Source organism: Vibrio sp. V31_P5A7T61, assembly GCF_009904895.1.
Taxonomy (GTDB): Bacteria; Pseudomonadota; Gammaproteobacteria; order Enterobacterales; family Vibrionaceae; genus Vibrio; species Vibrio metschnikovii.
The window spans coordinates 50,853-74,596 of sequence record NZ_WXWI01000029.1 but is presented as its reverse complement, the minus strand read 5'-3'; the positions used below and the strand labels follow the sequence as shown (position 1 = coordinate 74,596).

20 protein-coding genes are annotated in these 23,744 nt (G+C 43.4%); 8 read left to right on the top strand and 12 right to left on the bottom strand.

Annotation, left to right across the window (positions count from 1 at the left end):
- Positions 1 to 88 precede the first annotated feature (88 nt).
- From CAG58_RS06570 to CAG58_RS06555, 4 genes are all read right to left on the bottom strand, one after another.
- Entirely contained in the window at positions 89 to 928 is an 840-nt protein-coding gene (locus CAG58_RS06570; RefSeq protein ID WP_161425656.1) for a CPBP family intramembrane glutamic endopeptidase, read from the bottom strand.
- Between the two features lie 324 nt (positions 929 to 1,252).
- Positions 1,253 to 2,515, bottom strand: a complete 1,263-nt coding sequence (gene tyrS, locus CAG58_RS06565) for a tyrosine--tRNA ligase (protein WP_161425657.1) — start codon at positions 2,513 to 2,515, stop codon at positions 1,253 to 1,255.
- A 150-nt stretch (positions 2,516 to 2,665) separates the two neighbouring features.
- The gene (locus CAG58_RS06560; RefSeq protein ID WP_161425658.1) at positions 2,666 to 3,457 is read right to left on the bottom strand and encodes a response regulator transcription factor; all 792 of its coding nucleotides are present in this window, start codon (positions 3,455 to 3,457) and stop codon (positions 2,666 to 2,668) included.
- Between the two features lie 9 nt (positions 3,458 to 3,466).
- Positions 3,467 to 3,838 (bottom strand): rhodanese-like domain-containing protein, encoded by a 372-nt coding sequence (locus CAG58_RS06555; RefSeq protein ID WP_161425659.1) that lies wholly within the window; start codon positions 3,836 to 3,838, stop codon positions 3,467 to 3,469.
- Positions 3,839 to 4,215: 377 nt separating this feature from the next.
- Here CAG58_RS06555 and CAG58_RS06550 point away from each other — a divergent pair, with 377 nt between their 5' ends.
- Positions 4,216 to 4,728, top strand: coding sequence for an outer membrane beta-barrel protein (locus CAG58_RS06550; protein ID WP_050782759.1), 513 nt, complete (start codon positions 4,216 to 4,218; stop codon positions 4,726 to 4,728).
- Between the two features lie 287 nt (positions 4,729 to 5,015).
- On the opposite strand, the gene CAG58_RS06545 is transcribed toward CAG58_RS06550, so the two are convergent.
- A complete protein-coding gene (locus CAG58_RS06545) occupies positions 5,016 to 6,551 on the bottom strand; it encodes an EAL domain-containing protein (RefSeq protein WP_337247276.1) in 1,536 nt (511 codons plus the stop codon).
- 359 nt (positions 6,552 to 6,910) lie between these two features.
- Here CAG58_RS06545 and CAG58_RS06540 point away from each other — a divergent pair, with 359 nt between their 5' ends.
- A complete protein-coding gene (locus tag CAG58_RS06540) occupies positions 6,911 to 9,637 on the top strand; it encodes a cation-translocating P-type ATPase (protein ID WP_161425661.1) in 2,727 nt (908 codons plus the stop codon).
- A gap of 74 nt (positions 9,638 to 9,711) precedes the next feature.
- Here the strand turns inward: CAG58_RS06540 and CAG58_RS06535 are convergent, their stop codons facing one another.
- Positions 9,712 to 10,362: an HAD family hydrolase gene (locus CAG58_RS06535; RefSeq protein WP_158137084.1), complete on the bottom strand. Its 651-nt coding sequence runs from the start codon at positions 10,360 to 10,362 to the stop codon at positions 9,712 to 9,714.
- Positions 10,363 to 10,659: 297 nt separating this feature from the next.
- Between CAG58_RS06535 and CAG58_RS06530 the strand changes: the two genes are divergently transcribed.
- Positions 10,660 to 12,399: a SulP family inorganic anion transporter gene (locus CAG58_RS06530; RefSeq protein WP_161425072.1), complete on the top strand. Its 1,740-nt coding sequence runs from the start codon at positions 10,660 to 10,662 to the stop codon at positions 12,397 to 12,399.
- 38 nt (positions 12,400 to 12,437) lie between these two features.
- On the opposite strand, the gene nagB is transcribed toward CAG58_RS06530, so the two are convergent.
- Positions 12,438 to 13,238, bottom strand: a complete 801-nt coding sequence (gene nagB / locus CAG58_RS06525) for a glucosamine-6-phosphate deaminase (protein ID WP_004396974.1) — start codon at positions 13,236 to 13,238, stop codon at positions 12,438 to 12,440.
- 408 nt (positions 13,239 to 13,646) lie between these two features.
- Here nagB and CAG58_RS06520 point away from each other — a divergent pair, with 408 nt between their 5' ends.
- The gene (locus tag CAG58_RS06520) at positions 13,647 to 13,898 is read left to right on the top strand and encodes a DUF3081 domain-containing protein (RefSeq protein ID WP_004396975.1); all 252 of its coding nucleotides are present in this window, start codon (positions 13,647 to 13,649) and stop codon (positions 13,896 to 13,898) included.
- A 304-nt stretch (positions 13,899 to 14,202) separates the two neighbouring features.
- Here CAG58_RS06520 and CAG58_RS06515 read toward each other — a convergent pair whose 3' ends face one another.
- Complete coding sequence (locus tag CAG58_RS06515) at positions 14,203 to 14,562, bottom strand: DUF413 domain-containing protein (protein ID WP_161425921.1); 360 nt, start codon at positions 14,560 to 14,562, stop codon at positions 14,203 to 14,205.
- A gap of 45 nt (positions 14,563 to 14,607) precedes the next feature.
- Positions 14,608 to 14,730, bottom strand: a complete 123-nt coding sequence (locus CAG58_RS17055) for a hypothetical protein (protein WP_272924495.1) — start codon at positions 14,728 to 14,730, stop codon at positions 14,608 to 14,610.
- A gap of 49 nt (positions 14,731 to 14,779) precedes the next feature.
- Here CAG58_RS17055 and CAG58_RS06510 point away from each other — a divergent pair, with 49 nt between their 5' ends.
- Positions 14,780 to 15,685, top strand: a complete 906-nt coding sequence (locus tag CAG58_RS06510) for a LysR family transcriptional regulator (RefSeq protein WP_158137083.1) — start codon at positions 14,780 to 14,782, stop codon at positions 15,683 to 15,685.
- Between the two features lie 133 nt (positions 15,686 to 15,818).
- Here CAG58_RS06510 and CAG58_RS06505 read toward each other — a convergent pair whose 3' ends face one another.
- Positions 15,819 to 16,067: an Lpp/OprI family alanine-zipper lipoprotein gene (locus CAG58_RS06505; protein WP_004396978.1), complete on the bottom strand. Its 249-nt coding sequence runs from the start codon at positions 16,065 to 16,067 to the stop codon at positions 15,819 to 15,821.
- A gap of 577 nt (positions 16,068 to 16,644) precedes the next feature.
- Here CAG58_RS06505 and CAG58_RS06500 point away from each other — a divergent pair.
- Positions 16,645 to 17,985: a DEAD/DEAH box helicase gene (locus tag CAG58_RS06500; protein ID WP_158145144.1), complete on the top strand. Its 1,341-nt coding sequence runs from the start codon at positions 16,645 to 16,647 to the stop codon at positions 17,983 to 17,985.
- Between the two features lie 114 nt (positions 17,986 to 18,099).
- Here CAG58_RS06500 and CAG58_RS06495 read toward each other — a convergent pair whose 3' ends face one another.
- Together CAG58_RS06495 and CAG58_RS06490 are read right to left on the bottom strand one after the other, a co-directional pair.
- A complete protein-coding gene (locus CAG58_RS06495) occupies positions 18,100 to 19,479 on the bottom strand; it encodes a YjiH family protein (protein WP_158145143.1) in 1,380 nt (459 codons plus the stop codon).
- 381 nt (positions 19,480 to 19,860) lie between these two features.
- Positions 19,861 to 21,522 (bottom strand): SulP family inorganic anion transporter, encoded by a 1,662-nt coding sequence (locus tag CAG58_RS06490; RefSeq protein WP_161425923.1) that lies wholly within the window; start codon positions 21,520 to 21,522, stop codon positions 19,861 to 19,863.
- 201 nt (positions 21,523 to 21,723) lie between these two features.
- Between CAG58_RS06490 and CAG58_RS06485 the strand changes: the two genes are divergently transcribed.
- Together CAG58_RS06485 and CAG58_RS06480 are read left to right on the top strand one after the other, a co-directional pair.
- Entirely contained in the window at positions 21,724 to 22,035 is a 312-nt protein-coding gene (locus CAG58_RS06485; protein ID WP_158137079.1) for an isoamylase early set domain-containing protein, read from the top strand.
- A gap of 353 nt (positions 22,036 to 22,388) precedes the next feature.
- Positions 22,389 to 23,702, top strand: a complete 1,314-nt coding sequence (locus CAG58_RS06480; protein ID WP_337247277.1) for a peptidoglycan DD-metalloendopeptidase family protein — start codon at positions 22,389 to 22,391, stop codon at positions 23,700 to 23,702.
- Positions 23,703 to 23,744 lie beyond the last annotated feature (42 nt).

Here is a 23,744-nt window from a genome sequence, read left to right as displayed (position 1 = left end):
TTAGTGTATCGGCCTCAAGGCTGGTAATGAGTATCGAGATTGATAAAATGCCGACTTTGTACAAGTGCGGCATTTTTTGTTGTTTAGTTTATATCGAGGTTTTAAGTGCGACTGGGTAAGTGAAGAAAATAAGATGGATAAAATTAAATAAGAAGTGCAATAGCACGGCAACCCACAAACGACCACTGCAATAATAGATCGCACCATAAAGAGCACCAGCTAAGGTGGCAAATAGTACTAAAGTGACGCCTCCAGCTAGGTGGGCTAAGCCAAATAGACTACTCGCAATAATAATACCTAAACCAAATCCCCACTTATCCGTTATTTTTTGTTGCAAATAGCCGCGGAAGAACGCTTCTTCTGCAACGCAGGTCAACAGCGCATTATTAAGAGCAAATAACCACCACCATGTAGGGAGCGTTAACTCTGGTTTAATCGCACCGAATCCCCAGGCAAGCAATAACAAACTAAATAATGGTAGTGAAAGTAAAACCACTTGCCGCCAAGGAATGCGCTGCTGATGACCTAATAGGGTAGGATAAGCCAGCAGAAGGGCAAAGAAGATCATCGGTTTATCGAGATTAAGATAGAGATTGAAAGGGACACTATTCGGTCCCGCCAGTACCCCATCTAAGACTTTAGGGTTTTCAAATCCTGGGATAATGTGTAACAACAATAAGCCGCACCAAACGAGCAAAATACACTGTGCGACGGTTTGCCAACGCTTGGCGAGCGATGGCGTGTAATACGCGAGTATCAGCCCTAGTGAAACATACAAAAACGCGAGACTAGAGAGGCGTCCTATGAACCATGCTCCAAGCAGTGAGAGAGCGAGTAACGAGAAGGTGAGTAAAAGACGTTTTTGAAAGCCCACGATTACGGCCAGCAACAAGGGTATCCAAATCCATAAAGAGGGATGAATTAACATAAAAATATTCTTAACGTGTGGTTTATTATTGAATGTTTATAGGGTCTGTTGATCCTTTGCGATTAAAACGTTTTTAGCTGAACCCTTCGGGCTGCGTTTATGGTTCCTTTCTACGGCGTTATCGGCTTCTCAGGTAGAATAACTACATTTCTCTGCCTTGTATAAAGAAGCCACAAATTGCTGAAAAATCAGCTCAAAAGGTCAGCGGACCCTAAGTATAGAGAATGATTAGCTGTCATCATATTCTACCAGTGAGCTGAGGTTTATTCGCTAGGTTGAGGTTGTAAGGCACCATGATTATGGTGCCTATTTACACTGTAAAACTTAATTGAGTTTGACCAAAGCAAACTGTTTCTTACCACGTTGTATCACGTAATAGCGATCAAACAGGGCAAATTGACTACTGAGCTGTTCTTGCTCCACACGCTCACCATTAATACGAATCGCACCATTGGCTAACCACTCGCGGGCTTGACGTTTGGAGCTAGCTAAGTGAGTAACCAACATCAACTCAATAAGGCTATCCGTATTATCCGCCTGATAACAAGGCAGCCCATCCAGTTCCAACTGCTGCAACTCAGCTAAACTCAGTTGGTTCATCTCACCACGAAATAGCGCTTGAGTGATGCGCTGCGCGCTTAATAAGCCTTCTTCACCGTGTACAAAGCGAGTTAACTGTTCAGCTAACACTTGTTGGGCTTGTGGCTTACCCGTACTGGCTTTGTCTTGTTGCTCAATGGCTTCAATGTCAGACAGTGACAAAAAGGTGTAGTAGCGTAGGAAGCGATACACATCAGCGTCATCGGTATTGAGCCAAAATTGATAAAAGGCATAAGGTGAGGTTTTGTTACTATCGAGCCAGATAGCACCACTCTCTGTTTTACCGAATTTAGTGCCATCTGATTTAGTGATCAAAGGTAGGGTCAAGCCATGAACCACTTGATTATTAAGTCGGCGGGTAAGGTCGATTCCGCTCACAATATTACCCCATTGATCATTACCGCCAATTTGTAATCTGCATTGATATTGTTGATTTAAATGGGCGAAATCAAATGACTGTAGTAGGGAATAGCTAAATTCAGTAAACGAGATCCCTTGATCTGGACGGCTTAACCGTTGCTTGACCGATTCTCGGTTAATCATCGTATTGACGGAAAAGTGTTTACCAATATCACGGAAAAAATCAATGACATTGATTTTTGTAATCCAATCAGCGTTGTTGACACAGAGGAGTGGCTGAGTCAGGTGTGGGGTCATCACTTGATCAATTTGCTGAGCCAAATCATTGACCCATTGCTGTACGGTGGTTGATGGGTTCAATGTTCGCTCTGCGGCTTTAAAACTCGGGTCACCAATCATCCCCGTTGCGCCACCAATCAGAGCAATGGCGGTATGTCCTGCATCTTGAAAGCGCTTCAACATTAATAAAGGGACTAAGTGACCAATATGTAAGCTGCCAGCAGTGGGATCGAAGCCGCAGTAAAGCGTTTGTGGACGGTTCAAGAGCTCGCTGAGCTCGTCGATAGGAGTGCTTTGTGCCATTAAGCCTCGTTGGGCTAATTCATGTAGGAAATGTGCTGAGTTCATACTGCCTTTCATCTTTTATAGACTGGATTTGGCCAGAATACGGATAAAACTCATCAGAGACGATGTCCCTAAAGGGATAGATAGGGCAATTTTATGGATGAGGGAAAATAATCGCTCACGTAAAGCTGATAGGGCGCGTTAACTCTGCTGTCAATAGCCTTTGGTGATCAAATGGTTTAAAAATAATTGGAATAATTCACTTAATGATGAGATTTGCAATTGCTGGTAAATACGTTTGCGGTGATTTTTTACCGTCCCGTGGCTAATGCTAAGCTGTGCGGCGATTTCTTGTGAATCGAGTCCTTGAACCAATAACGTGGTGATTTGCTGCTCACGAGGAGTCAGGAAATCGGTGGCAAAATCAGCGATCGCTGCTGCTACCCAGTGGCGTAAATCATGCTCTGATTGACTGTTTTCTGCCAGAAATAATGCTTGTGTCCCCCAATGTTGGCGGCATAACGCCTGCAAAACCGTAAAACTCTGCTTTAAGCCATTAATTTGTTGCTGTGAAATAGGTTGATCGGTTTGTAGCATGCCTAAGTAGATAACAATCCAACGATTATCCTCGAGATCGACGGCAATACAAACTTCATCTTGCCAACCGGTTTTTTGATAAAAATCGACATGATAATTTTCCTGCAATGGATTGACGGGCTTAAACTCGCTACGTTGTAAAACACCAGTTTGTTGTTGCTCAACGATCGCGACGTAAAAGGGATCATATCGATACGAATGGGTTAAATAGTGCTGAAATAGCAATTGACGTTGTGAGGGTAGTGAATCATAAAGATAAATCGGATGCTTATCTTGGCGATAGCCTAGGATCACGGCGCAGTCAAAAGTGACAAAGCGCTTAAGCAGTTGGATAAACTGGGCGGTAAACTGGGGTGTTTTTAACGCGGCGATGACCTCGCCAAGCGTTTGATATTCTGGAGTCTTCATACTATAGAATCAATCTCTATTTGGCAGGGATTGGCGCATCTCATCCAGTCCACCAGCATCATAGATACGAGTAAAACCTTGTCTAATTAAGCGTTGTTTGGCGATATTAGAGCGGTTACCGGTGCGACAATAAAGCACGATAGGTTGGTCTTTGGCAAATTGGGTTAAGCCAGAGTTCATAATTTCACTTAGTGGAATGTGCTGAGCGGAGTCAAGATGCCCTTGCATAAATTCTTGTTCAGTTCGAACATCAATCAACACTGCGCCTTCAGCGATCATGGACCAAGCCATTTCAGCGCGTGGTGAAGCGCCAGCAGTTTCAGATAAGAGAACGCCAATCAATAGCGCTATTCTAGTCAAGCGTAAAACGTAACGTCGCATTGTGCTCTCCAATCAAAATGATAAATTAAGTGTTCAACCGCTCTGTTTGCCTATGCTCATGGGGAGTGACTCACTGGCCGCCTACCTGCAACGTCAAGTCGTTTGGGTATACCTATATACGATAGATGGGTTCGTTATTTCAATCATTTCGCAACAGTATGCCTATTTTGCTATTTTTATTCCATAAGGTGTGGTTACCTGTTGCGCCAAGTGGTTTGGTGATGACGATTCAGTCGTATGATGTGGCTGGATTTTGCTATGTACATAGTGATTTTGTGGCTTAGCTCTCCCCCGTGATAAAAAGGGCTAAGTTTTTTTGTCGATTAGCCGTTAAACTAGAAACACTTTTCGCTTTAGAGACAGATAAGGACATACTCATGAAAAAGTACTTTCCAACCTTAAGCTTAGCGGCTTTATTGTTGGCTGCTGCTGCCCCCGTTTATGCTCAATCTACCCCTTTTAATATGACGGCTAGCGCTGGTCCTACGCAAGTGTCTTATGGCGGGCAAAGTGCCACGGGTTATCAATGGCAAGTGCGAGGCTCCTACCGTTTGACGCCATTTAGTTCGGTTAACTTAGGCTACGGCGAAACGAACGCCGATTTAAAAGATAAAGAAGGTGATAAACACGCTTATAAAGCTTATACCGTCCCGCTAACCATGACGCTGCGTCACCCTATGCAGATAGGTGATGTGTATTTACGAGCGGGTGGTCAATACTACAATCGGACTTATAAAGACGTTGAAAGTGATGGGTTTGGTTTGACTGGAGCCGTAGGAATCAATCTGAATAATATGGACGGTTCGAATTTTTCTCTAGAAATCGGTTATAGCACCCAAGGAAGTGCAGATTCAACCTCAATTACTATCGGGGCTGGGATTGGCTTTTAAGCGTATTGATTGAGCTTGTGATTCACATACTTGCTTCCCATAGCATCATGTCTACCGAGTCGCTAACCTCGACGTCATACTCGCTATACCCAACTACTTGGCGTTGTAGGTAGGCGGCAAGTGAGTAAATCCCCATGAGCATAGAAAAACGATGTGATTGGGGGAAACGAACGTAGCCAACACCGCTGCTGCTTCAAGTAGGAAGGGTATAAACAGCGAGGACTGTCGAGTTTATCTTTTACCAATAAGCCGATTTAGTGATGATAAGTCATCACGGCGAGATATTATCAGTTCACTGTGACTGATTCTTCAGCATCAAGTTTTTTGATTATCGCATCAATCGGCATCGCTCTTGCGTAGACATACCCTTGAATTAAAAACACACCTTGTCGAGCAAGATAATCGACTTGGTTGATGGTCTCTGCGCCTTCTGCGATTAACTCAATATTGACTGCTTTTGCTGAAGCAATAATCGAGTCTAGTACGCTCTTTTTCACATCATCGGTTTCTATCGTATCAACAAACATTTTGTCTATTTTTATGCTACGAATATGCAAATGTTGTAAATAAGAAAACCCGCCATAACCTGTACCGAAGTCATCAATTTTGAACTGATACCCTTTTTCCATCAGTAGAGCGATCTCCTTGCTTGCTGCAGTTAAATCGTTGATAGGAATGCGTTCGGTCAATTCAAACTTTATACGCTCAGATTGAGGCCAATGTAGGGAACTGAAAAGAGTTGAAAGATGGCACTTTTCAACATGCTCAGCGACCAAATTAATACTGACCCAATGTGATATTGGTAAATGGTCTAAATCACGTAAGACGATCTTAATGATTTGATTGGTGATTTTAATGATTAATCCTGTACTTTCAGCGGCATGAATAAATAAATCTGGGGCGATTAATTCGTGACCTTTTTGCCAACGCAGAAGTACTTCGTAACCGACAATTTTCTTAGTTCGGCTATCGATGATGGGTTGATAATAGGGAAGAAACTCGTTATCTCGAATCCCTTTTTCAATTAAACCCTCAATTGAATTCCGGTAGTTTCGCATAATCCAATAGCCGCCCATCAGTAAACCACCAAATAAAAGGCTCAACGGCGTACCCCAGATCAATAGGTTATGTTGTACATACTGTTGTAAGGCTCGGCCTGCCCATAGAGCTTGTGTATTAGCGGCTGCAATGCCTTGTACTGATACGTTCAATGAATGAGCGTTAGCTTCGTTGAGAATGGCTTCATCGCCTCTTTGAACTAATAATACAGGATGATCTTGATTGACAAATCGCGCTTCATAATAAAAGCAGTCGGAACAAGGTTGATTAAGTTTACTCTGTGTCCAACTACTATCCAAAACCCAAATCGCGGTGTTACCTTTTTGAGAAAACTGGATCATTAGTTCACTTTCTGTACCGGCAATGTCTGGTGTTGCCGCGAGAGAAAATACCGAGGTTTCTTTATTACTATTACCTAGGTCATTGAGTGCATTCAGTTCTAATGGATACCCAAGGGTTGAGCATTGTGTTCCCTCATTGGTTGCTATCCCCATAAAACGAATATAACGACTGTAATAGTGAGGATCGCGAATCACTTGCCAGTCATGAGCGCTACAGTCAAATTGCAGTTGTTTGATCTGTTGTTGGATCATGGTTTGTAACTCGTTACTACGTAGGGTCAAATAACGTTCTATTTGAGATTTTTTTTGCGTCAATAATAAGTTGGTAGCGTAAGCGCTAATCAGTGGGAAAGTGGCAAAATAAATCAAAAGTGGCAGAAGCAACAAAGAGAAGGCGCGTTGTCTTGTGCGATTGACTGGCAAGATCTTCATCCCTAAAACGGTCGTGTGTTTACACTACTTTAGCACCCTTTGTGTTACCCTCAGGTGTTATCTGAACAGATATTACAAAAATGCTGTCTCACTAATGAGAATGTTGTCTATTTAATGAGAGCTGGTTCTTATTATGGTCAAATCGGCATCAGGTTCTTATTGATGTTGATTCACGGAAAAATTTTGAACACTAAGACAATTTTTTGTTGCTATTCTCATCACTTGCTCCATAGACGCTATCTTTATAGGAGCGTGCTTTGGCAGAGTTTGATGCCGTTTCGTCATGTACTGCAGGTTAAAAATAACAAGCCGTTTGTCTTTATTTAGGGTCATCATTAAAGGAGGTGATTATGGAAAAACACTCACCGAACACCGCGACAACGAAAGTCCGCCGCCAAGCCTGGCATAGCCAATCCGAGCAAGATATAGTCCAACAACTCAATACCGATACAGACAATGGCTTATCATCCCAAGAAATTCAAATCAGACTAGAGCGTGATGGACGAAATGTCATTACTGGTCAGGCGATGATGCCAGCATGGAAACGTTTATTATTACAATTTCATAACCCTTTGATCTACATATTATTAGTCGCAACACTCGTGACGACGATTTTGGGCGAATACGTTGATGCTGGGGTCATCTTATTGGTGGTTTTAATCAATGCGTTGATAGGTTTTATGCAAGAAAGTAAAGCCGAGCAAGCGATTAACTCACTCAAGAAGATGCTGTCTTCCAATACAACAGTGATCCGTGATGGTAAAAAACAGTCGGTGGCTACCACGGATCTTGTATGTGGCGATATTGTCGTTTTAGCCTCCGGTGATAAAGTGCCTGCGGATATTCGCCTTTATCAGTGCCGAGATTTACAAATTGATGAATCAACCTTAACGGGAGAATCGGTGGCCGTTGAAAAGCGGCTGGGCGAGCTTGAACCAGATACCGTATTAGGTGATAGGCAAAATATGGCTTTTGCGGGCACGTTAGTCACTTATGGCACCGCTCAAGGCATCATTGTCGCCACTGGCGATGACACACAGACGGGCCAAATAGCGAGTATGATTGCCGGGGCGACTCAGTTAGAAACGCCATTAACTCGGAAAATTCATGCCTTTAGCCAATTGCTGTTATGGGTAATTTTAGTATTAGCCGGAGTGACTTTTTTTATCGGCTTGGGTTACGGTTTGCCTGCTGCTGATACCTTTATGGCAGCCGTTGCTTTGGCGGTGGCAGCGATTCCGGAAGGTCTTCCTGCCGTAGTTACCATTACGCTAGCGATAGGTGTACGTCGCATGGCAAAGCGTAATGCGATTATTCGTAAGCTATCAGCGGTAGAAACACTCGGTTCGACCAATGTTATTTGCTCAGATAAGACGGGGACGTTGACCGAAAACCAAATGACGGTACAAAAGCTTTATGCGGGAGGCTCTGCTCTTGAAGTGACAGGCAGTGGTTATGCTCCGCAGGGTGAAGTTCCTGATATTTGGAAAGAGAATAATGCTTTTCAACATTTATTACGTGCAGGATTATTAAATAATGATTCACGGCTGTTGGAAAAAGAAGATCGTTGGTTGGTGGAAGGCGATCCAACCGAGGGCGCGCTCATTGCCTGCGGATTAAAAGCAGGATTAGATAATTCCTCTTGTCAGCAAACTTACCGTCGTCTCGATACCATTCCTTTTGAGTCTGACCGTCAATATATGGCGACCTTGCACCGTTTTGATGAGCAACATAATTTGATTTACCTTAAAGGGTCGGTAGAGCAAATCAGTCGTCGTTGTGGTCAGCAATTAATGGCTGATGGCAGTTTAGTCACACTCGATCATGATAAGCTCGATGAGCAAGTTACTCAATGGGCGAGTCAAGGGTTGAGGGTCTTAGCGTTTGCGTTGCAGTGGGTTGATCATCATGAACAAACGCTGCAGCGTTTTAACCAACATGAAGGCGAAGCGAATCTTATCTTTTTAGGTTTGCAAGCGATGATTGATCCTCCTCGTGCCGAAGCGATTCAAGCCGTTAACATCTGTCAAAAAGCGGGTATTCAAGTCAAGATGATTACGGGCGATCATGCGCTAACGGCAAAAGCGATCGCCTCTCAAATCGGGATTGCTAGTGCTACGCACTCTGATTTTGGGGCCGTATTAACAGGGCAGCAGTTGAGTGAATTGGACGAAGAGCAGTTGCAGCGAGCTTGTCGTGAAGTGTCCGTCTTTGCTCGGGTTGCCCCGGAGCAAAAGCTACAATTGGTTAATGCCTTACAATCTCATCAATTGGTTGTCGCGATGACAGGAGATGGTGTTAATGATGCGCCTGCTTTAAAGCAAGCGGATATTGGTATAGCCATGGGGATCAGCGGGACAGAAGTGGCGAAGGAAGCCTCGGATATGGTGCTGACCGATGATAATTTTTCATCGATTGAAGCGGCGGTAGAAGAGGGGCGTAATGTCTTTGATAACCTGACTAAGTTCATCACGTGGATCTTACCGACCAACCTAGGCCAAGGGTTAGTCATCATGGTGGCGATTGTCTTTGGATTAACGTTGCCGATTTTGCCCGTCCAAGCACTGTGGCTGAATATGACTACTGCCGTTTTTCTTGGCTTGATGCTGGCCTTTGAACCTAAAGAAGAGGGAATTATGCAACGGCAGCCTCGTGAGTTAAAAGAGCCAATATTAAACCGAGAAATTGTTGGGCGGATTATCTCGGTCAGTAGCCTATTACTCTTGGGGGCATTTGGATTGTTCCAATGGTCAGTTACGCAAGGAGCAAGCTTAGAAGAATCACGTAGTATTGCTGTTACGCTATTTGTTGTGGTGCAAAGCTTCTTTTTATTAAACTGCCGTCGTTTGAATGGTTCGATTTTTACTATGTCATGGCAGACCAATCCGTGGATTGTCGTTGGGATTGTGTCGATGATTTGCGCCCAATTGGCATTTTTATATTTGCCTTTCATGAACTTGTTATTTCAAAGTGCGCCGATTTCGGCTAGCTATTGGGCAGTGATGGTCGCCTACGGAATGGCAGTGATGATCTTAATTGAACTTGAAAAAATGCTTTGGCGACGTATGAAACGCTAAATGTTACGCTACCCAACCACCAGAGTATCGATACTGCTCTGGTGGTTGGTCTAACATCCGGGAGTCTGCTGGCTTTATGCTTGTAACTCGGTTAAAACGTGTTGTAATGATGGTCGAATATGATGGCCAAGTGCACGGATGCTATCGTTAGGTTCGACGAGATCTGGGATTTGAAACGTATGCATCTTAGCAGCGATGGCCGAGCGTACGCCATTATTGGAATCTTCAAAGGCTAAGCATTGTTGAGGATCTACCGACAGTCGTTGGGCTGCCAAAAGGTAGATTTCAGGATCGGGTTTACCATTGACAACTTCACAACCCGTAGTGAGGGAATCAAAATAGTGATCAAGTTTGGCTAAGCGTAATTTAATGGTAGCGACTTCTTTTTGCGTTGACGTGGCGACAGCAGTGGGAATATTGTGTTGCTTCAGCCATTCCAGTAACTCAATGACCCCTTCTTTGACGGGAATTGGGTGATGTTTAACGACCGCGTCGTAGCCTTTGCGCCATTCTTTGTGCAACCGTGGATAATCAAGATCGGGACCATAGCCTGCTTTTAAACCTTGCTCAATTCCAGCGGCGTTGCAGCCAATCACAGAGAGGTAGACTTCGCGCAGAAAAGGAACACCTACCGTCTGGCATGCTTGTTCAAATACTCTTAAACACACGCGTTCGGTATCAAGCAGTAGGCCATCCATATCAAAAATAGCAGCATTATAATTCATAAAAAACCTTTGGGCAGAGTGAAAGAATGATCATTATCTTTATGTGATAGTAAACGTTGATATCGCCTTACTAATTGAAGTGACGCTATGAACAAATCCAAGTCTATCTCTGTGATTTTTGGTTATATAAATCATCTAATTAGCCGAGATAGTTTATAACACTTGAGTTATGATAGATAACGATCCATTTTTCAGTATCATCGTCAGTCGCTCTAAGCTGAACAACAGCTCTGAGTTATTATTTGGCAATCTTTGGTAGGGTAAACAACATTGAAGTCAATATCAATCAAGCAGTGGATGCCTGGGTTATATCAGCTTAAGCAGTATGAAAAAGTGTGGTTGTTGGATGATGTTCGTGCCGCCTTTTCAGTGGTGGCAGTCGCACTACCTGTCGCGATTGCTTACGCTCAATTGACTGGGGTATCGGCGATTGTTGGCCTTTATTCCTGCGTACTACCGATGATGGTGTATGCGTTGTTTGGTACTTCTCGACAACTAATTGTGGGGCCTGATGCGGCGACGTGCGCGGTAGTGGCCGCTGTCGTTACACCTTTGGCCGCTGGCGATCCGACTAAACACTGGCAGTTGGTCATTACCATGACGGCGATGACCGGTTTTTGGTGCTTAATTGCGAGTCGCTTTCGTTTAGGTCTTTTTGCTGATTTCTTATCTCGCCCTATCTTACTTGGGCTACTCAATGGCGTAGCATTAACCATTATTGTTGGGCAGCTAGGTAAAGTCTTCGGCATTAACTATGAGCAGCGTTATCTATTAGAAAGAATCATTGAAGCTCCCCACCGTTTATTGGATTTACACTGGCAAACGGTGTTGATCAGCGGAATAACGTTACTCGTTTATTGGTTATCGAAACGCTTTCGACCTGCGTGGCCTGCGGCAATGTTAGCCATCGTGGTTGCGGCTATTTTGGTATGGTTCACTAAACTTGATCGTTATGGGGTAAGTGTTGTTGGGGTTATCGAAGGTGGCCTACCGATTTTTCAAGCGCCAGCATTTAATATTGGTATTACTCGAGAATTGGTTGTGCCTGCACTTAACTTAGCTGTAGTGAGTTTTGTGAGTATGATGCTGACTGCGCGCAGTTTTGCGGCGAAAAATGGTTATGATATTAATCCGGATAAAGAGTTTCGAGCGCTTGGTTTAGCAAATTTAGCGTCGGCTTTTTCACAAGGTTTTGCGATTAGTGGGGCGGACTCGCGTACGGCCGTGAACGATGCTAATGGCGGAAAATCGCAATTAGTCTCAATCATTGCTGCTGTAGTGATTGGTTTTGTGGCGATTTTTCTTTACCAACCATTGCAATATATTCCGAGTGCGGCATTAGGAGTCGTCTTGATCATTGCTTCAATGTCATTACTGGATCTCAAAGGGGTTTGGGGATTAAGAAAACGCAATCGTGATGCCTTCTATCTCTCGTCGATTACGTTGATCGCGGTGCTGGTCGTAGGGGTAATTCCTGGTATTACGCTTGCCGTCTTATTAGGATTATTCCAATTTTTACGTGTGGTGATGCGCCCGAGCGATCAGTGCTTAGGTTTGGATGAAGACGGTACAATTCGTACCATGGATGAATCCAGTAAAGCGTCTGCCATTCCTGGTCTTTTGTTGTATCGTTTTAATTCACCATTAACCTATTTTAATGCGCCGTATTTTAAAGCACGTTTATTAGAAAAGATTGATCAAAATCCAGATGAGTTGAGCTGTGTGGTGATTGATGCCGTAGCGAGTTTTACTCATTTGGATTTAAGTGTGATGGCGGTACTGGCTGAAACGCAGACTTTACTCAAGAAACGTGGTATTCGTTTAATTCTTGCCGGACGCAAGCGCAGTTTACGCCAATGGTGTGAAGCTGCGGGAGTCCCTGTTGGAGACGGTGGACTGGTGTTGCGTGCGGATATGTATTTGGCGATTAAATTGACGGGTTGTTATCAACATGCCGTTGAAGAAGGTCAAATTCCAACCGTACAGAAAGAACCTAATCCAGACGAACCACCTAAGCCTATTCCTGAGGTCGCTTAAATAATTAGGCCCGCGATTATGCGGGCCTAAATTTTTGCTTAGAAGCCTTTAATATTTTCAGCTTCTAGCTCAGTAAAGTATTTGACCGTTTTGACCTTAAGCTCTTGAGTCGCGGGAGCATCACAGACAATCACCGCTTTAGGGTGCAATTGTAACGCTGATACGGTCCACATATGATTCACACAACCCTCAACAGCGGCTTGTAAGGCGAGTGCTTTATTGTGTCCAGTAACAAGGATCATCACTTCTTCAGCATCTAATAATGTCCCCACGCCAATGGTTAAAGCGTATTTTGGTACTTGTGAAATATCACCGTCAAAGAAGCGAGAGTTAGCAATGCGAGTATCTTCAGTTAGGGTTTTTATGCGAGTACGTGAAGAGAGTGATGACGCAGGTTCGTTAAAAGCAATATGTCCGTCATTACCCACGCCACCCATAAACAGATTAATTTTACCGTAAGATTTAATTTTATCTTCGTAGCGTTTGCATTCCAGCTCATGGTCGTCAGTATTGCCGTCTAACAAATTAATATTTTGTGGCTGAATGTCGATATGGTTGAAGAAATTATTGTACATAAACGAGTGGTAGGACTCTGGGTGATCTTCAGCAATACCAATGTACTCGTCCATATTAAACGTCACGACATGTTTAAAGCTGACCTCGCCAGCTTGATACAACGCAATCAGTGCTTTGTAAGTGGCTAGCGGCGTTCCTCCGGTTGGCAGCCCAAGTACAAAAGGGCGGTCGGCCGTCGGTTTGAAAGCATTGATACGTTTTGCAATATGTGCCGCAGCCCACTTACCTACCTGTGCCGCTTGTTGTAATGGAATTAATCTCATCAGTTACCCCTAATTATATTTATTGATCCCCTGGCGACTTAAAGTTGTTATGGTATGAGGTCTGGCCCACCCATTTCTTTCAGTGCTATGGATACGGTGCTAATTACATTAATTTTCATTATAAAATAAGTTGTTGGTAACGGCTATGCTTTGGGTCAAACTTTTTTGTTTTAGGGAGATGGATTGCTTTTTATCAGCCAATGAATGCCTTTGTCATCGACTAACATGAAGCGTCTGGGTTGATTTTATTGAATGATAAAAAGAAAAAATTCACGGAGTGAATTAAGTCTTGTCACTTTATCTATCGTTCTAGCCGAAATGGTAATGTTGATATTTAGAGCGAATGAGTGGCGAGAAATCATCTCACTATCCATACTAAATAGGAGAGCACTCAAGGGAGCTACTGCAATGAAAAATGAACTTGAATCAAGCAAAATACTGCACGCTTACGAAAAAGTAATGGAACACGGGACACCGACAGAGTTTGGTAAAATTTATGAAGGCATAGAGGCCTTTTCTGATTACGATGGATACACTGTGTATCTGCGAGGCAATGGTGTTGAACTCAAAGTGGGTTTCCATAATACGTATCATTTGGATTACGACCAAGAGCATTTACGCGACAGTTTTCTGAAAAAAATTGCGCTATTGGCTAAATAGGTCTGTTTTCTCAAGCCACTTGCCGCCTACCTGCAACTCCAAGTAGTCTGGGTATATGATGCGATAATGTGGATAGAATCTGGGTTAGGTAGAGTATTGATGCCTTACTGGCTGTTATTGATAGAAAAAACAAAGCCCCGAACCAAAATAGACTAGGGGCTTTGGGAGAAAGATTCATTGGGTTAAAAAAACAATCACTAATGTAGCGTTTGAGCCATCAAGTGCAAGGCATTGACCGCCGAGCTGTGACTTAACGCCCACTACGGGGTTAATTTGATGAGCGGTCTGCTATGCCCCGTAATGATTAATCTTCTTCAACCAAGCTTGGTTCATCATCAGTATAATCATCGGACGCATCGGGTTTGTTGCGTCCATTTAGGGTATGGAAGCGTTTACGACCGCGTGATAGACGCACATACTTCATCCAAACTCGCTCGATCTTACTGCTCGCCAGTTCTGGGTTAGCTAGCACGTCAACAAAATGCTGTTCTTCAGCGTTTTCTGGGCTTAGCTCACCGGATTCAAGGCCAAGCATAGTGTCTCCGTAAAGGATCAGCAGTTCTTCTTCACCTAAAGTGAAATCACCAGACTTGGCAAAACCGCGGGGAAATTTTTTGGTATCGTAAAAACGTTTTTTACCGTGACGAAAGACTGTTTCAGACATATCAACCTCGTGTGAATACGCGGAGTACTTAAAGGTATTTTCGGCTCAATGTTCCAGTGATACGGCGTATCTCTGAGGCCATTTAGGTACACCATTACTTAGCTGTGGATTACGGCGAAAGTTAGGCGCAAACTCTGGAAAAGAAAAACAAAAATTTTTTATCGTCATAATTGTCGTTCCTTGTTAATCTTCACCAGTCATAGCAGAGGATTCAATAATGGACGTAAAAGTCTTTCGTACTTTTCTTGAACTGGCTAAAGTTCGTCATTTTGGACGGGCAGCGGAAAATCTTTATTTGACTCAAGCTGCCGTTAGCGCTCGAATCAAACAGTTAGAAAATTATTTTGACGCGCAGCTGTTTAGCCGCGATCGAAACAACATTAAATTGACGTCAGCTGGTGAACGTTTGGTCGGTTATGCAGAGGTCATGGTCGCAACGTTACAGCAAGCTAAGCTTGAGCTCTCTTTAGAGAGCGGTAAGGCGCTACAGCTCACGTTAGGCGGAACACCTAACATATGGGATGCGTACTTGCAAAACTGTCTAAGCGCGGTGACTGATGCGTTTAGTGGTTATGGGTTTAAAGCTGAGGTGATGGGGAGAGAGCAACTGAACCGTCAGTTACTTGAACGCACGCTGGATATGGCGTTTGCTTTTGATCAAATTAAAGCCGATGAGCTGCAATGCAAGAAAGTCGCCGACTTGGTGTTAGTGCTTGTTTCAACTCGACCAGATACTGCTGATAGCGTTTTTGAGAATCGTTATGTTTATGTTGACTGGGGAATGCGTTTTGCTTCCGAGCATGCCGATAGGCATCCTCGAGCACCTGCGCCATTCTTACGGACTTCGACGGCGCGTATTGCTTTAGATTTTATTTTAGAGAAAGGAGGGAGTGCTTATTTACCCGCATCGGTGGTTGCTCCCTTCATCCAATCGGGACAACTGTATCGAGTGGCTGCCGTTGCCGATTGGTATTGGCCAATTTACCTGAGCTATCGAAAAAATAGTTCATCCATCGACGCCATTGTACAGGTTGAAAAATTAGTGCAAAACATCGATCCGTTGACGGCGTACAGTTTGCAAAAAGCGGCTGAATTGAACGCGACAAAAACGGACGTTGATTAGAGGAAACAATTGAAAATTCTTGAGGGTTACTGAACGACATTGAGAGTCGAGTGTGATGGTGAAGGGTGATGGTTGAGATGAGGTAAAGTAAAAAGGGTAAGTTTTACTTACCCTTTTTACTGAATCGAACAACTTACTTGGTGTAAGACTGAGCAATATTATCGATGCGCTCGTTCGCGCGTGCTGCTTCTTCTTGTGCAGCGAGGGCTGCATCAGTTAGCGAGGCATTTTCACTTTTCAGTGCTGCAATTTGACTATTGAGTTGACTGACTTGGTTGTTTAACTGATCTAGCTTAGTCGTGGTTGCTTCGTCAGGACCTGATGCACAACCGGCTAGGAGAAGTACAGAAGACGCTGCAGCGGCAAGTAACATTTTGTTCATATTGAACTCCTTGTTGATATTTATCAAATACGCCCTATACATTATTGTTCACTTGACCCTGGCGATCCGTTCCTACTTGAGGTTAGCGTGGTGTTGGCTCCACAAGCTGGCCCATGCTAATGGGGTTTACTTATCTTGCCATCGACCTGCCACTTCATGTGCTCCGGAGAGGCATTGACCAACCGCCTAGGTGTATACCATATAGTAGCGAGTTAAAGTGTAGACACTATTTTCACTCACGACTATAGATTAAAAGTCAAAATAACCCAAAATTTTATACCTTAATCAATTGTTTGGGCTTTGCCTCAATGTTTTATGACTTTGGTATTGTTTAAAACAGAGAATATTTTATGGGATTGCTATCTATAGCGGTCACATTCAAGTTATTATGTCACTTGATACCCAGTCGTTACTTGACGCTATAATCAGAGGTTGGAAGCCGCATTCACTTTATCACAGAGCCTATATGTAGGCGGATTGAAGGAAGCGTCATTTCGTTAACTGTCGTTGCAAGTGATTTGGTATACTACGTTTGATATTTTGTTGACTGCCTACTTTTCAGGCGGCGTTATTTTTATTGGAGAATCCTTTGCAGTTTAAAGAATTAGGCCTAGACAATCGCTTATTAAAAACATTAGCACATTATGACTTTAAGCAAGCGACCGATATCCAGCGACAAGCTATTCCTGTTGCGATGGCAGGTAAAGATTTATTGGCTTCGTCCAAAACGGGTTCGGGGAAAACGTTAGCCTTCTTGCTTCCAATGCTGCATAAAGCGCTAAAAACCAAAGCGTTATCTGCACGTGACCCTCGTGGTGTTATCTTGGTCCCTACTCGTGAGTTAGCAAAACAAGTCTACAGTGAATTGCGTTCGGCATTAGCGGGATTAAGCTACACGGCAACCTTGATCACCGGAGGGGAAAACTTCAATGATCAAGTGAATGCCTTGCGTCGAGGTCCTAAGTTTATTGTTGCTACGCCGGGACGTTTAGCGGATCACCTTGAACATCGCTCTCTTTTCTTACAAGGGTTAGATACGCTGATTTTGGATGAAGCGGATCGGATGTTGGATCTCGGTTTTGCACCACAGTTACGGCATATCCACAATGCTGCTAAGCATCGTCGCCGACAAACATTGATGTTTTCTGCCACGTTGGATCACGCAGAAATGAACACCATTGCGCATGAGATGTTGAAAGAGCCTAAACGGATTGCGATTGGTTTAGGCAATGAACAGCATAAAGACATTCGCCAGCGTTTCTATTTGTGTGACCATCTGGATCATAAAGAAGCATTACTGGATCGCATCTTAAACGATGCTGAGTATCGACAAGTGATCATTTTCACAGCGACTCGCGCAGATACGGAACGTTTAACTAATAAGCTAAATGAGCAAAATTTAAAAGTTGTTGCCCTCAGTGGTAGCCTCACTCAGACTCAACGTAATACGATTATGAGTCAATTTGAACGTGCGGTATTTAAGATCTTAGTTACCACCGATATTGCTTCTCGAGGATTGGATATTGCCAACGTCACGCATGTGATTAACTTTGATATGCCGAAACATACGGAAGAGTATGTGCACCGCGTAGGTCGTACGGGGCGTGCCGGTAATCAAGGTGATGCCATTTCTTTGGTTGGTCCTAAAGATTGGGACAGCTTTAAAAGAGTGGAAGCCTTTTTACAGCAAGATATTCAATTTGAAGTGTTAGAAGGTCTGCAAGGTAAGTTTACAGGCTTACGTCCTCGTCAGCCTCTGAATAAAGCAACGGTTTCAACAGGTAAAGTGAAAAAGCAGGTTAAAAAGCTGCCCCAAAAACCAGTGAAACGCGATAAAAGTTTTTATCAGAATGTGGCGGTGGGTGATTCGGTATTTATCCCGAAAAAGAAAACAGCGCCTAAGCCTGATGACGAATAACGCTACTCACTTTATGTTGTTCAAGCAGTCAAAACTGTCTTAGTTAGTAAGAGTCAAAACAAAAAGCGCCCTCATTATTGAGTGGCGCTTTTTGTTTGATCAAGCCTTGTGAGCTTAGAATATTAAGTGTGCTACACCGACAATAACCGGTAGTGTGATAAGAGTCCGGAGAATAAAGATCACAAATAACTCAAGGATATTAACCGGAATTCGGCTACCGAGTAATAATGCACCGACTTCAGACATATAAATAAGCTGAGTGACTGACATTGCTGCGATGACAAAACGAGTCATTTCGTTATCGATTGACGCTGCCAAAATTGCAGGGATAAACATATCTGCAAAACCAACCACAATCGTTTGTGAGGCTTGTACGGCTTCTGGTACCCCTAGAAACTCTAGATAAGGAACGAAAGGTTGACCAAGAATTGCAAAGACAGAAGTATATTCAGCGATGATCAAAGCCATCGTACCTAAACCCATCACGACCGGTAAGACGCCAAATACCATATCAACCGCATTACGGATACCTTCGCCAAACACCGATTTTACGGATTTCACTTGCGCGGCTTTCTCTAATGCGAGTGACATACCCCAAGAGAAAGCACTGTGCTGTTCTGGAATAGCATCGGCATCTTTATGTGGTTTAGTCCCATCAATAAACTCATCTTTCTTCAAACTGAGTGGTGGCAGGCGAGGGATAATCACCGCGGCAACAAAACCAGCCAAGCAAATCGCACCGTAGAAAGGCAAAAAGAGGTGTTCTAATTGTACTTGCGCGAGTACCACTAAACTAAAAGTGATCGAGACAGCAGAGAAAGTGGTTCCGACGACCGCGGCTTCACGTTGAGTATAGAATTTATCTTCATACTGTTTGCTGGTCAGCAAGATGCCGACACTGCCATCACCAAGCCAAGAAGCGGTACAGTCAATGGCACTGCGTCCAGGTAGGTTAAACAAAGGGCGCATGACACGGCTGAGTAAACTTCCCATCAGTTCCAATAAACCAAAGTTTAATAGTAGTGGAAGCAGTAAACCGGCAAAAATGAACACCGAGAATAAAGTGGGTAGTAAGCCTTCTAAGACTAATCCACCCGTGTTCTCTTCCCAAATCAGTTCTGGACCGACTTTAAAAAAGGTCATGATGATGGCTGCACCGCCAATAACACGAACCGTCAGCCATACCCAGCTTGGATTGAATAAATTATTGAGGAAAGGGGAATTAACAATCACACGAGGCTTAAAGAGTTTAGTTGCCACTGAAGCGATGGACATAAAAGCGACAATGACCGTGATAATACTGACTAAGTAATCACCGAACAGGGCTTGTATCGATTTGGCTAACACGGCGACAGGGATTGTCAATCCACCATTATAGTAAACGGGTGCCATAAACAGGAACACACCAATTAATGATGGGATGAGGAACATCCACAGACTGGCAGCAGGGAGAGTTTTCTCCTGCGCTGGTAAAGTTTGAGAGTTATCTTGCATTACTTTTCCTGTTTACAACTGTTTAATTAAAGCCATTCCTTGGCATATTAATTCACTAAACATCCCTATTTAATCAATGTGCGCAGAATAACTATTTTCAACCTTGCTTGCAATACTATTCAATAAATAGGGTTAGTTATTCAATCGTTTGCGCTAATCAAAAAACAGATAGCAGCGAATTGTTTTGTTATTGTTGCATTGGTTAAATTATTGTTTAAGTGGGCAGTGTTGTTTTTGTGAGTTATAGCACTGTTTTGTAGGAGTGGAAGGGAGTTAAGAAAGCCCTTATTGTTGATCGTTTTCCATATAGTATTGAAAAACAACAAGAAATAAGGGCTGTTATGGTTGGCGTAATTTAAAGTAGAGAATTCGAGATGCGATTTAATTAACCGTAGGCTGAATATGTTTTGCTAAGCTATCTTTTAATGCGTCTGAAAACGTAGCATAAAGATTCTGCTCACCAATTAATTCCGTTATCCCTGAACGATGCAATTTTAGTGTCACGCGAGAGTTCGCTCCTGAAATCAGCACTTGGACCTGTTTTTTCTGGAAGCGTTTGATCATCGCTTCTAGCGTTTGCAACGCAGTGATGTCCATAAAAGGTACCCATTTTAAACGAATGATTAAAATGCGTGGTGTTTCTTGGATATTACTCATCACATGTTCGAAGTTTTCTGCAGCAGCGAAGAAAAATGGCCCTTCTAGAGCATACACGGCAATATCACGTGGTAATTGAGACAATCCATGCTCTGCAAGTTCTTGAGTTAAATCTGGGCTTGTACTGGCTTTAATTTCGACACTGGAGGCCATGCGTTTGACAAAATGTAAGGTCGCGATGATGACCCCAATATTGACAGCGACCACTAAATCGGCGAATACGGTCAATACAAAAGTGATCAGCAAAATAACCACATCTGCCTTTGGAGCGCGTTTTATTAATTTAATAAAATGTGGTGCTTCACTCATATTCCAAGCCACGACAAATAAAATGGCACTTAACGTTGCTAGGGGAATATTGACGGCCAGTGGCGCTAAGACTAATAGAATCACTACAAGAGTCAGAGCGTGGACGATTCCGGATAACGGGCTATTGCCGCCATTACGCACATTGGTGGCGGTACGAGCGATAGCGCCTGTTGCTGCAATACCCCCAAATAGTGGGGCGATGATATTCGCCATGCCTTGGCCCACTAACTCTTGGTTGGAGTTATGTTTGGTGCCGGTCATGCCATCGGCGACGACAGCAGAGAGTAGTGACTCAATAGCGCCAAGCATAGCGATAGCAAAAGCAGGACCAATCAGTGGTAGCATTTGACTAAACGTAATGCTTGGCATTGAGAATTCCGGCAAGCCTTGCGGAATACCACCGAAAGCAGAACCAATGGTGCGCACGTCATCAAAACCAATCGTATATTGAAATACAGTGACAACGACTAAAGCCAATAGTGGTCCAGGAACCTTACTTAACTTCGGAAGTTTTGGTCCCCAAATAACCAACGCAAGTGAAAATAGGGCGAGCAGGGTGGTCGTTACATCTAGGCTGGGCAAGGCATAAAAAAGCGCAATAAGTTTTTGATGGAAATGTTCTCCGGTAATTGCCGGTAAACCAAAAAACTCTTGCCACTGTCCAATCCAAATGATGACCCCAATACCACTGGTAAAGCCCACAATGACCGGATGAGGGATGTAGCGAATAATACTCCCCAGTTTAGCAAGACCAAGAACGAGTAATATCACACCAGCCATCATGGTCGCGATTTGTAGGCCAGTAATACCATATTGAGCGACGATGCTGGCTAAAATAACAATGAATGCGCCTGTTGGACCGGCGATTTGTACTCGCGAACCACCGAACAAAGAGACAATCAACCCAGCAATGATTGCCGTATAAATGCCCTGCTCAGGTTTGACCCCTGAGGCGATGGCGAATGCCATGGCTAAAGGTAGAGCAACCACACCAACAATCACACCGGCACTGATATTTTTTATCCACTGGTTGGGCTTGAATAAGCCAGCTTTATAAGAGTCATAAATGGCAAACATTGATCATCACCTTAGAAAAAGAAGGGAGAAATAGGGACGCGGAGGATTCTACGCTCATTTACCCTCCTGTAAAGATTGAAACGGGTAGGCTCGGTGTGAATGGTTCACGTTGTTTGGGGATAGTAGTTGAGCATGTATGCAAGCACGCTTATAATCTCTTCAGTTGTTCAAAATTGATACAAAATAGAAATGGAGTTTGTCATGATCAATAAACGTTTTTTTAAAACGAAGAATGAAGTGGAAGTTACTTTTGAACTTGAGGCCCCTCAAGATGCTGAGCGCGTAGATATTGTCGCTGATTTTTTAGATTGGCAGCCTCAAGCTATGAAAAAAACCGCAAAATCCAATGTGTATAAATTTAAAGCTCGTTTGCCTAAGGATGCAGAATTCCAATTTCGTTACCGACTTAATGAGCAGCAATGGCTCAATGATGCACAGGCGGATCATTATGTTGCCAATGAATTTGGCGAGGATAACTGTCTTATCCGTACCTATGAGCCAGCCTCTCATTAATTCATGTTTATGGCGGTTTGCTCTTAAGTCAATATACCCAATAGTTGCTTAAGCTTTTGCAGAGGATTTCATAAGATTGTTGTTACGTTAATGATAGTGTCAATGAGATGCATAACTTAGCGTAACAACGATTTTTCATCGAAAGAAAACAGTGATAAATCGAGCGTTGTTATCATCGTCTGGAGATTTCCTTTTTCTGAGTCTTGCTTTTTTTCTGTCGATTAATTCAACTTTAATCAATAACTTTTCATAAATAAGCACACTTTTACTGATTATTTACCATACAAAAGGTGACTTTTTGTCGAGAAAGTCTTACTCTTTTGTCTCTTTTAACAGTACCAACGGGTTAAATTGTGCTATCCAAGTCTCTTTTTTTGCGCTTCTCTGCTTTATCTAAACGTAAGAAAGTCTCTGTCATCGGTTTACCTCTACTCGCGTTGGCCGCTATTTCATCTTCAATCAACTCTACGACCTATTCGAAAAAGGTCGCCTTGTCTGTTCCTGAATCACATATTGTTGAGACGATTATTGCGGATGCGAGTGAAGCCAAAGTGGCTTATCCCGATTACGAATACCAAATTAAATCCGGTGATAATTTAAGCACTATTTTTAATCAGCTTGGATTCCGGTACCAAGATTTAATGAAAATCATGGAGACAGATTTAAACTATCTGGCTCTTGATACTTTACGTCCAGGGAATATTTTACGCTTTTGGAAATCTCCTGGCAGTCAAGACCTTGCCAAGATGGAACTTGAATTTAACGTTGTCAAGCGTGCGGTTTATACACGTCTCGACGATGGTAATTACGATTTCTCTGAGCTTGAAATTCCTGGGCAGTGGCGCGAATTTGCGATGATTGGCGAAATACAAGGCAGTTTTTCTCAGTCAGCAAACCAAGTCGGTTTAGGCAGTGCGGATATTGATCAGATCGTGTCACTGCTTAAAGATAAAGTAAATTTTGGTCGCGATCTTCGCGCTGGCGATCGCTTTGAAGTGGTATTATCACGTCAGTTTGTCGGTGAAAAATTAACCGGCAACCGAGAAATACAAGCGATCAAACTCTACAATCGTGGCAATGAAATTACCGCCTATCTTTATAAAGATGGCCAATACTATGATAGGGACGGGCAAAGCTTACAACGTGCTTTTCAACGCTACCCTACTACTGGTCAATGGCGAATGTCATCCGGGTTTGATCCTAATCGCCGCCACCCGGTGACCGGGCGTATCGCGCCACATAATGGGACTGATTTTGCTGCACCAACCGGAACTCCGGTTGTCGCTACTGGTGATGGTGTTGTCGTGATGACGCGTAATCATCCCTATGCGGGTAATTATATTACTATCCAGCATGGTAGTACTTACATGACCCGTTATTTGCACTTGAGTAAGATTTTAGTGCAAAAAGGACAAAAGGTGACTCGCGGCCAACGTATTGGATTATCGGGTGCAACGGGACGAGTAACAGGGCCACATATTCATTATGAATTGATTGTTAGAGGCCGACCTGTCGATCCTATGAAGGCCAATATTCAGATGGCCACTTCGGTTCCTAAGCAAGATATGGCGAACTTTATTGCACGTCGTAATGAGTTAGACCGTTTATTGGCTCAGCAAGATAGTATGCTTGCGGCAAGCAAGGCTGGGTCGGACTCTGATAGCTAACGATTAGGCCGTTCAATTCAATTGATGAACAGCCATTGGTCT

What these genes read in the sequence shown, in the direction of transcription:
- CAG58_RS06570 (WP_161425656.1), bottom strand. Translation starts at nt 928, where the DNA reads ATGTTAATTCATCCCTCTTTATGGATTTGGATACCCTTGTTGCTGGCC.
- tyrS (WP_161425657.1), bottom strand. Translation starts at nt 2,515, where the DNA reads ATGAACTCAGCACATTTCCTACATGAATTAGCCCAACGAGGCTTAATG.
- CAG58_RS06560 (WP_161425658.1), bottom strand. Translation starts at nt 3,457, where the DNA reads ATGAAGACTCCAGAATATCAAACGCTTGGCGAGGTCATCGCCGCGTTA.
- CAG58_RS06555 (WP_161425659.1), bottom strand. Translation starts at nt 3,838, where the DNA reads ATGCGACGTTACGTTTTACGCTTGACTAGAATAGCGCTATTGATTGGC.
- CAG58_RS06550 (WP_050782759.1), top strand. Translation starts at nt 4,216, where the DNA reads ATGAAAAAGTACTTTCCAACCTTAAGCTTAGCGGCTTTATTGTTGGCT.
- CAG58_RS06540 (WP_161425661.1), top strand. Translation starts at nt 6,911, where the DNA reads ATGGAAAAACACTCACCGAACACCGCGACAACGAAAGTCCGCCGCCAA.
- CAG58_RS06535 (WP_158137084.1), bottom strand. Translation starts at nt 10,362, where the DNA reads ATGAATTATAATGCTGCTATTTTTGATATGGATGGCCTACTGCTTGAT.
- CAG58_RS06530 (WP_161425072.1), top strand. Translation starts at nt 10,660, where the DNA reads ATGCCTGGGTTATATCAGCTTAAGCAGTATGAAAAAGTGTGGTTGTTG.
- nagB (WP_004396974.1), bottom strand. Translation starts at nt 13,238, where the DNA reads ATGAGATTAATTCCATTACAACAAGCGGCACAGGTAGGTAAGTGGGCT.
- CAG58_RS06520 (WP_004396975.1), top strand. Translation starts at nt 13,647, where the DNA reads ATGAAAAATGAACTTGAATCAAGCAAAATACTGCACGCTTACGAAAAA.
- CAG58_RS06515 (WP_161425921.1), bottom strand. Translation starts at nt 14,562, where the DNA reads ATGTCTGAAACAGTCTTTCGTCACGGTAAAAAACGTTTTTACGATACC.
- CAG58_RS17055 (WP_272924495.1), bottom strand. Translation starts at nt 14,730, where the DNA reads ATGACGATAAAAAATTTTTGTTTTTCTTTTCCAGAGTTTGCGCCTAAC.
- CAG58_RS06510 (WP_158137083.1), top strand. Translation starts at nt 14,780, where the DNA reads ATGGACGTAAAAGTCTTTCGTACTTTTCTTGAACTGGCTAAAGTTCGT.
- CAG58_RS06505 (WP_004396978.1), bottom strand. Translation starts at nt 16,067, where the DNA reads ATGAACAAAATGTTACTTGCCGCTGCAGCGTCTTCTGTACTTCTCCTA.
- CAG58_RS06495 (WP_158145143.1), bottom strand. Translation starts at nt 19,479, where the DNA reads ATGCAAGATAACTCTCAAACTTTACCAGCGCAGGAGAAAACTCTCCCT.
- CAG58_RS06490 (WP_161425923.1), bottom strand. Translation starts at nt 21,522, where the DNA reads ATGTTTGCCATTTATGACTCTTATAAAGCTGGCTTATTCAAGCCCAAC.
- CAG58_RS06485 (WP_158137079.1), top strand. Translation starts at nt 21,724, where the DNA reads ATGATCAATAAACGTTTTTTTAAAACGAAGAATGAAGTGGAAGTTACT.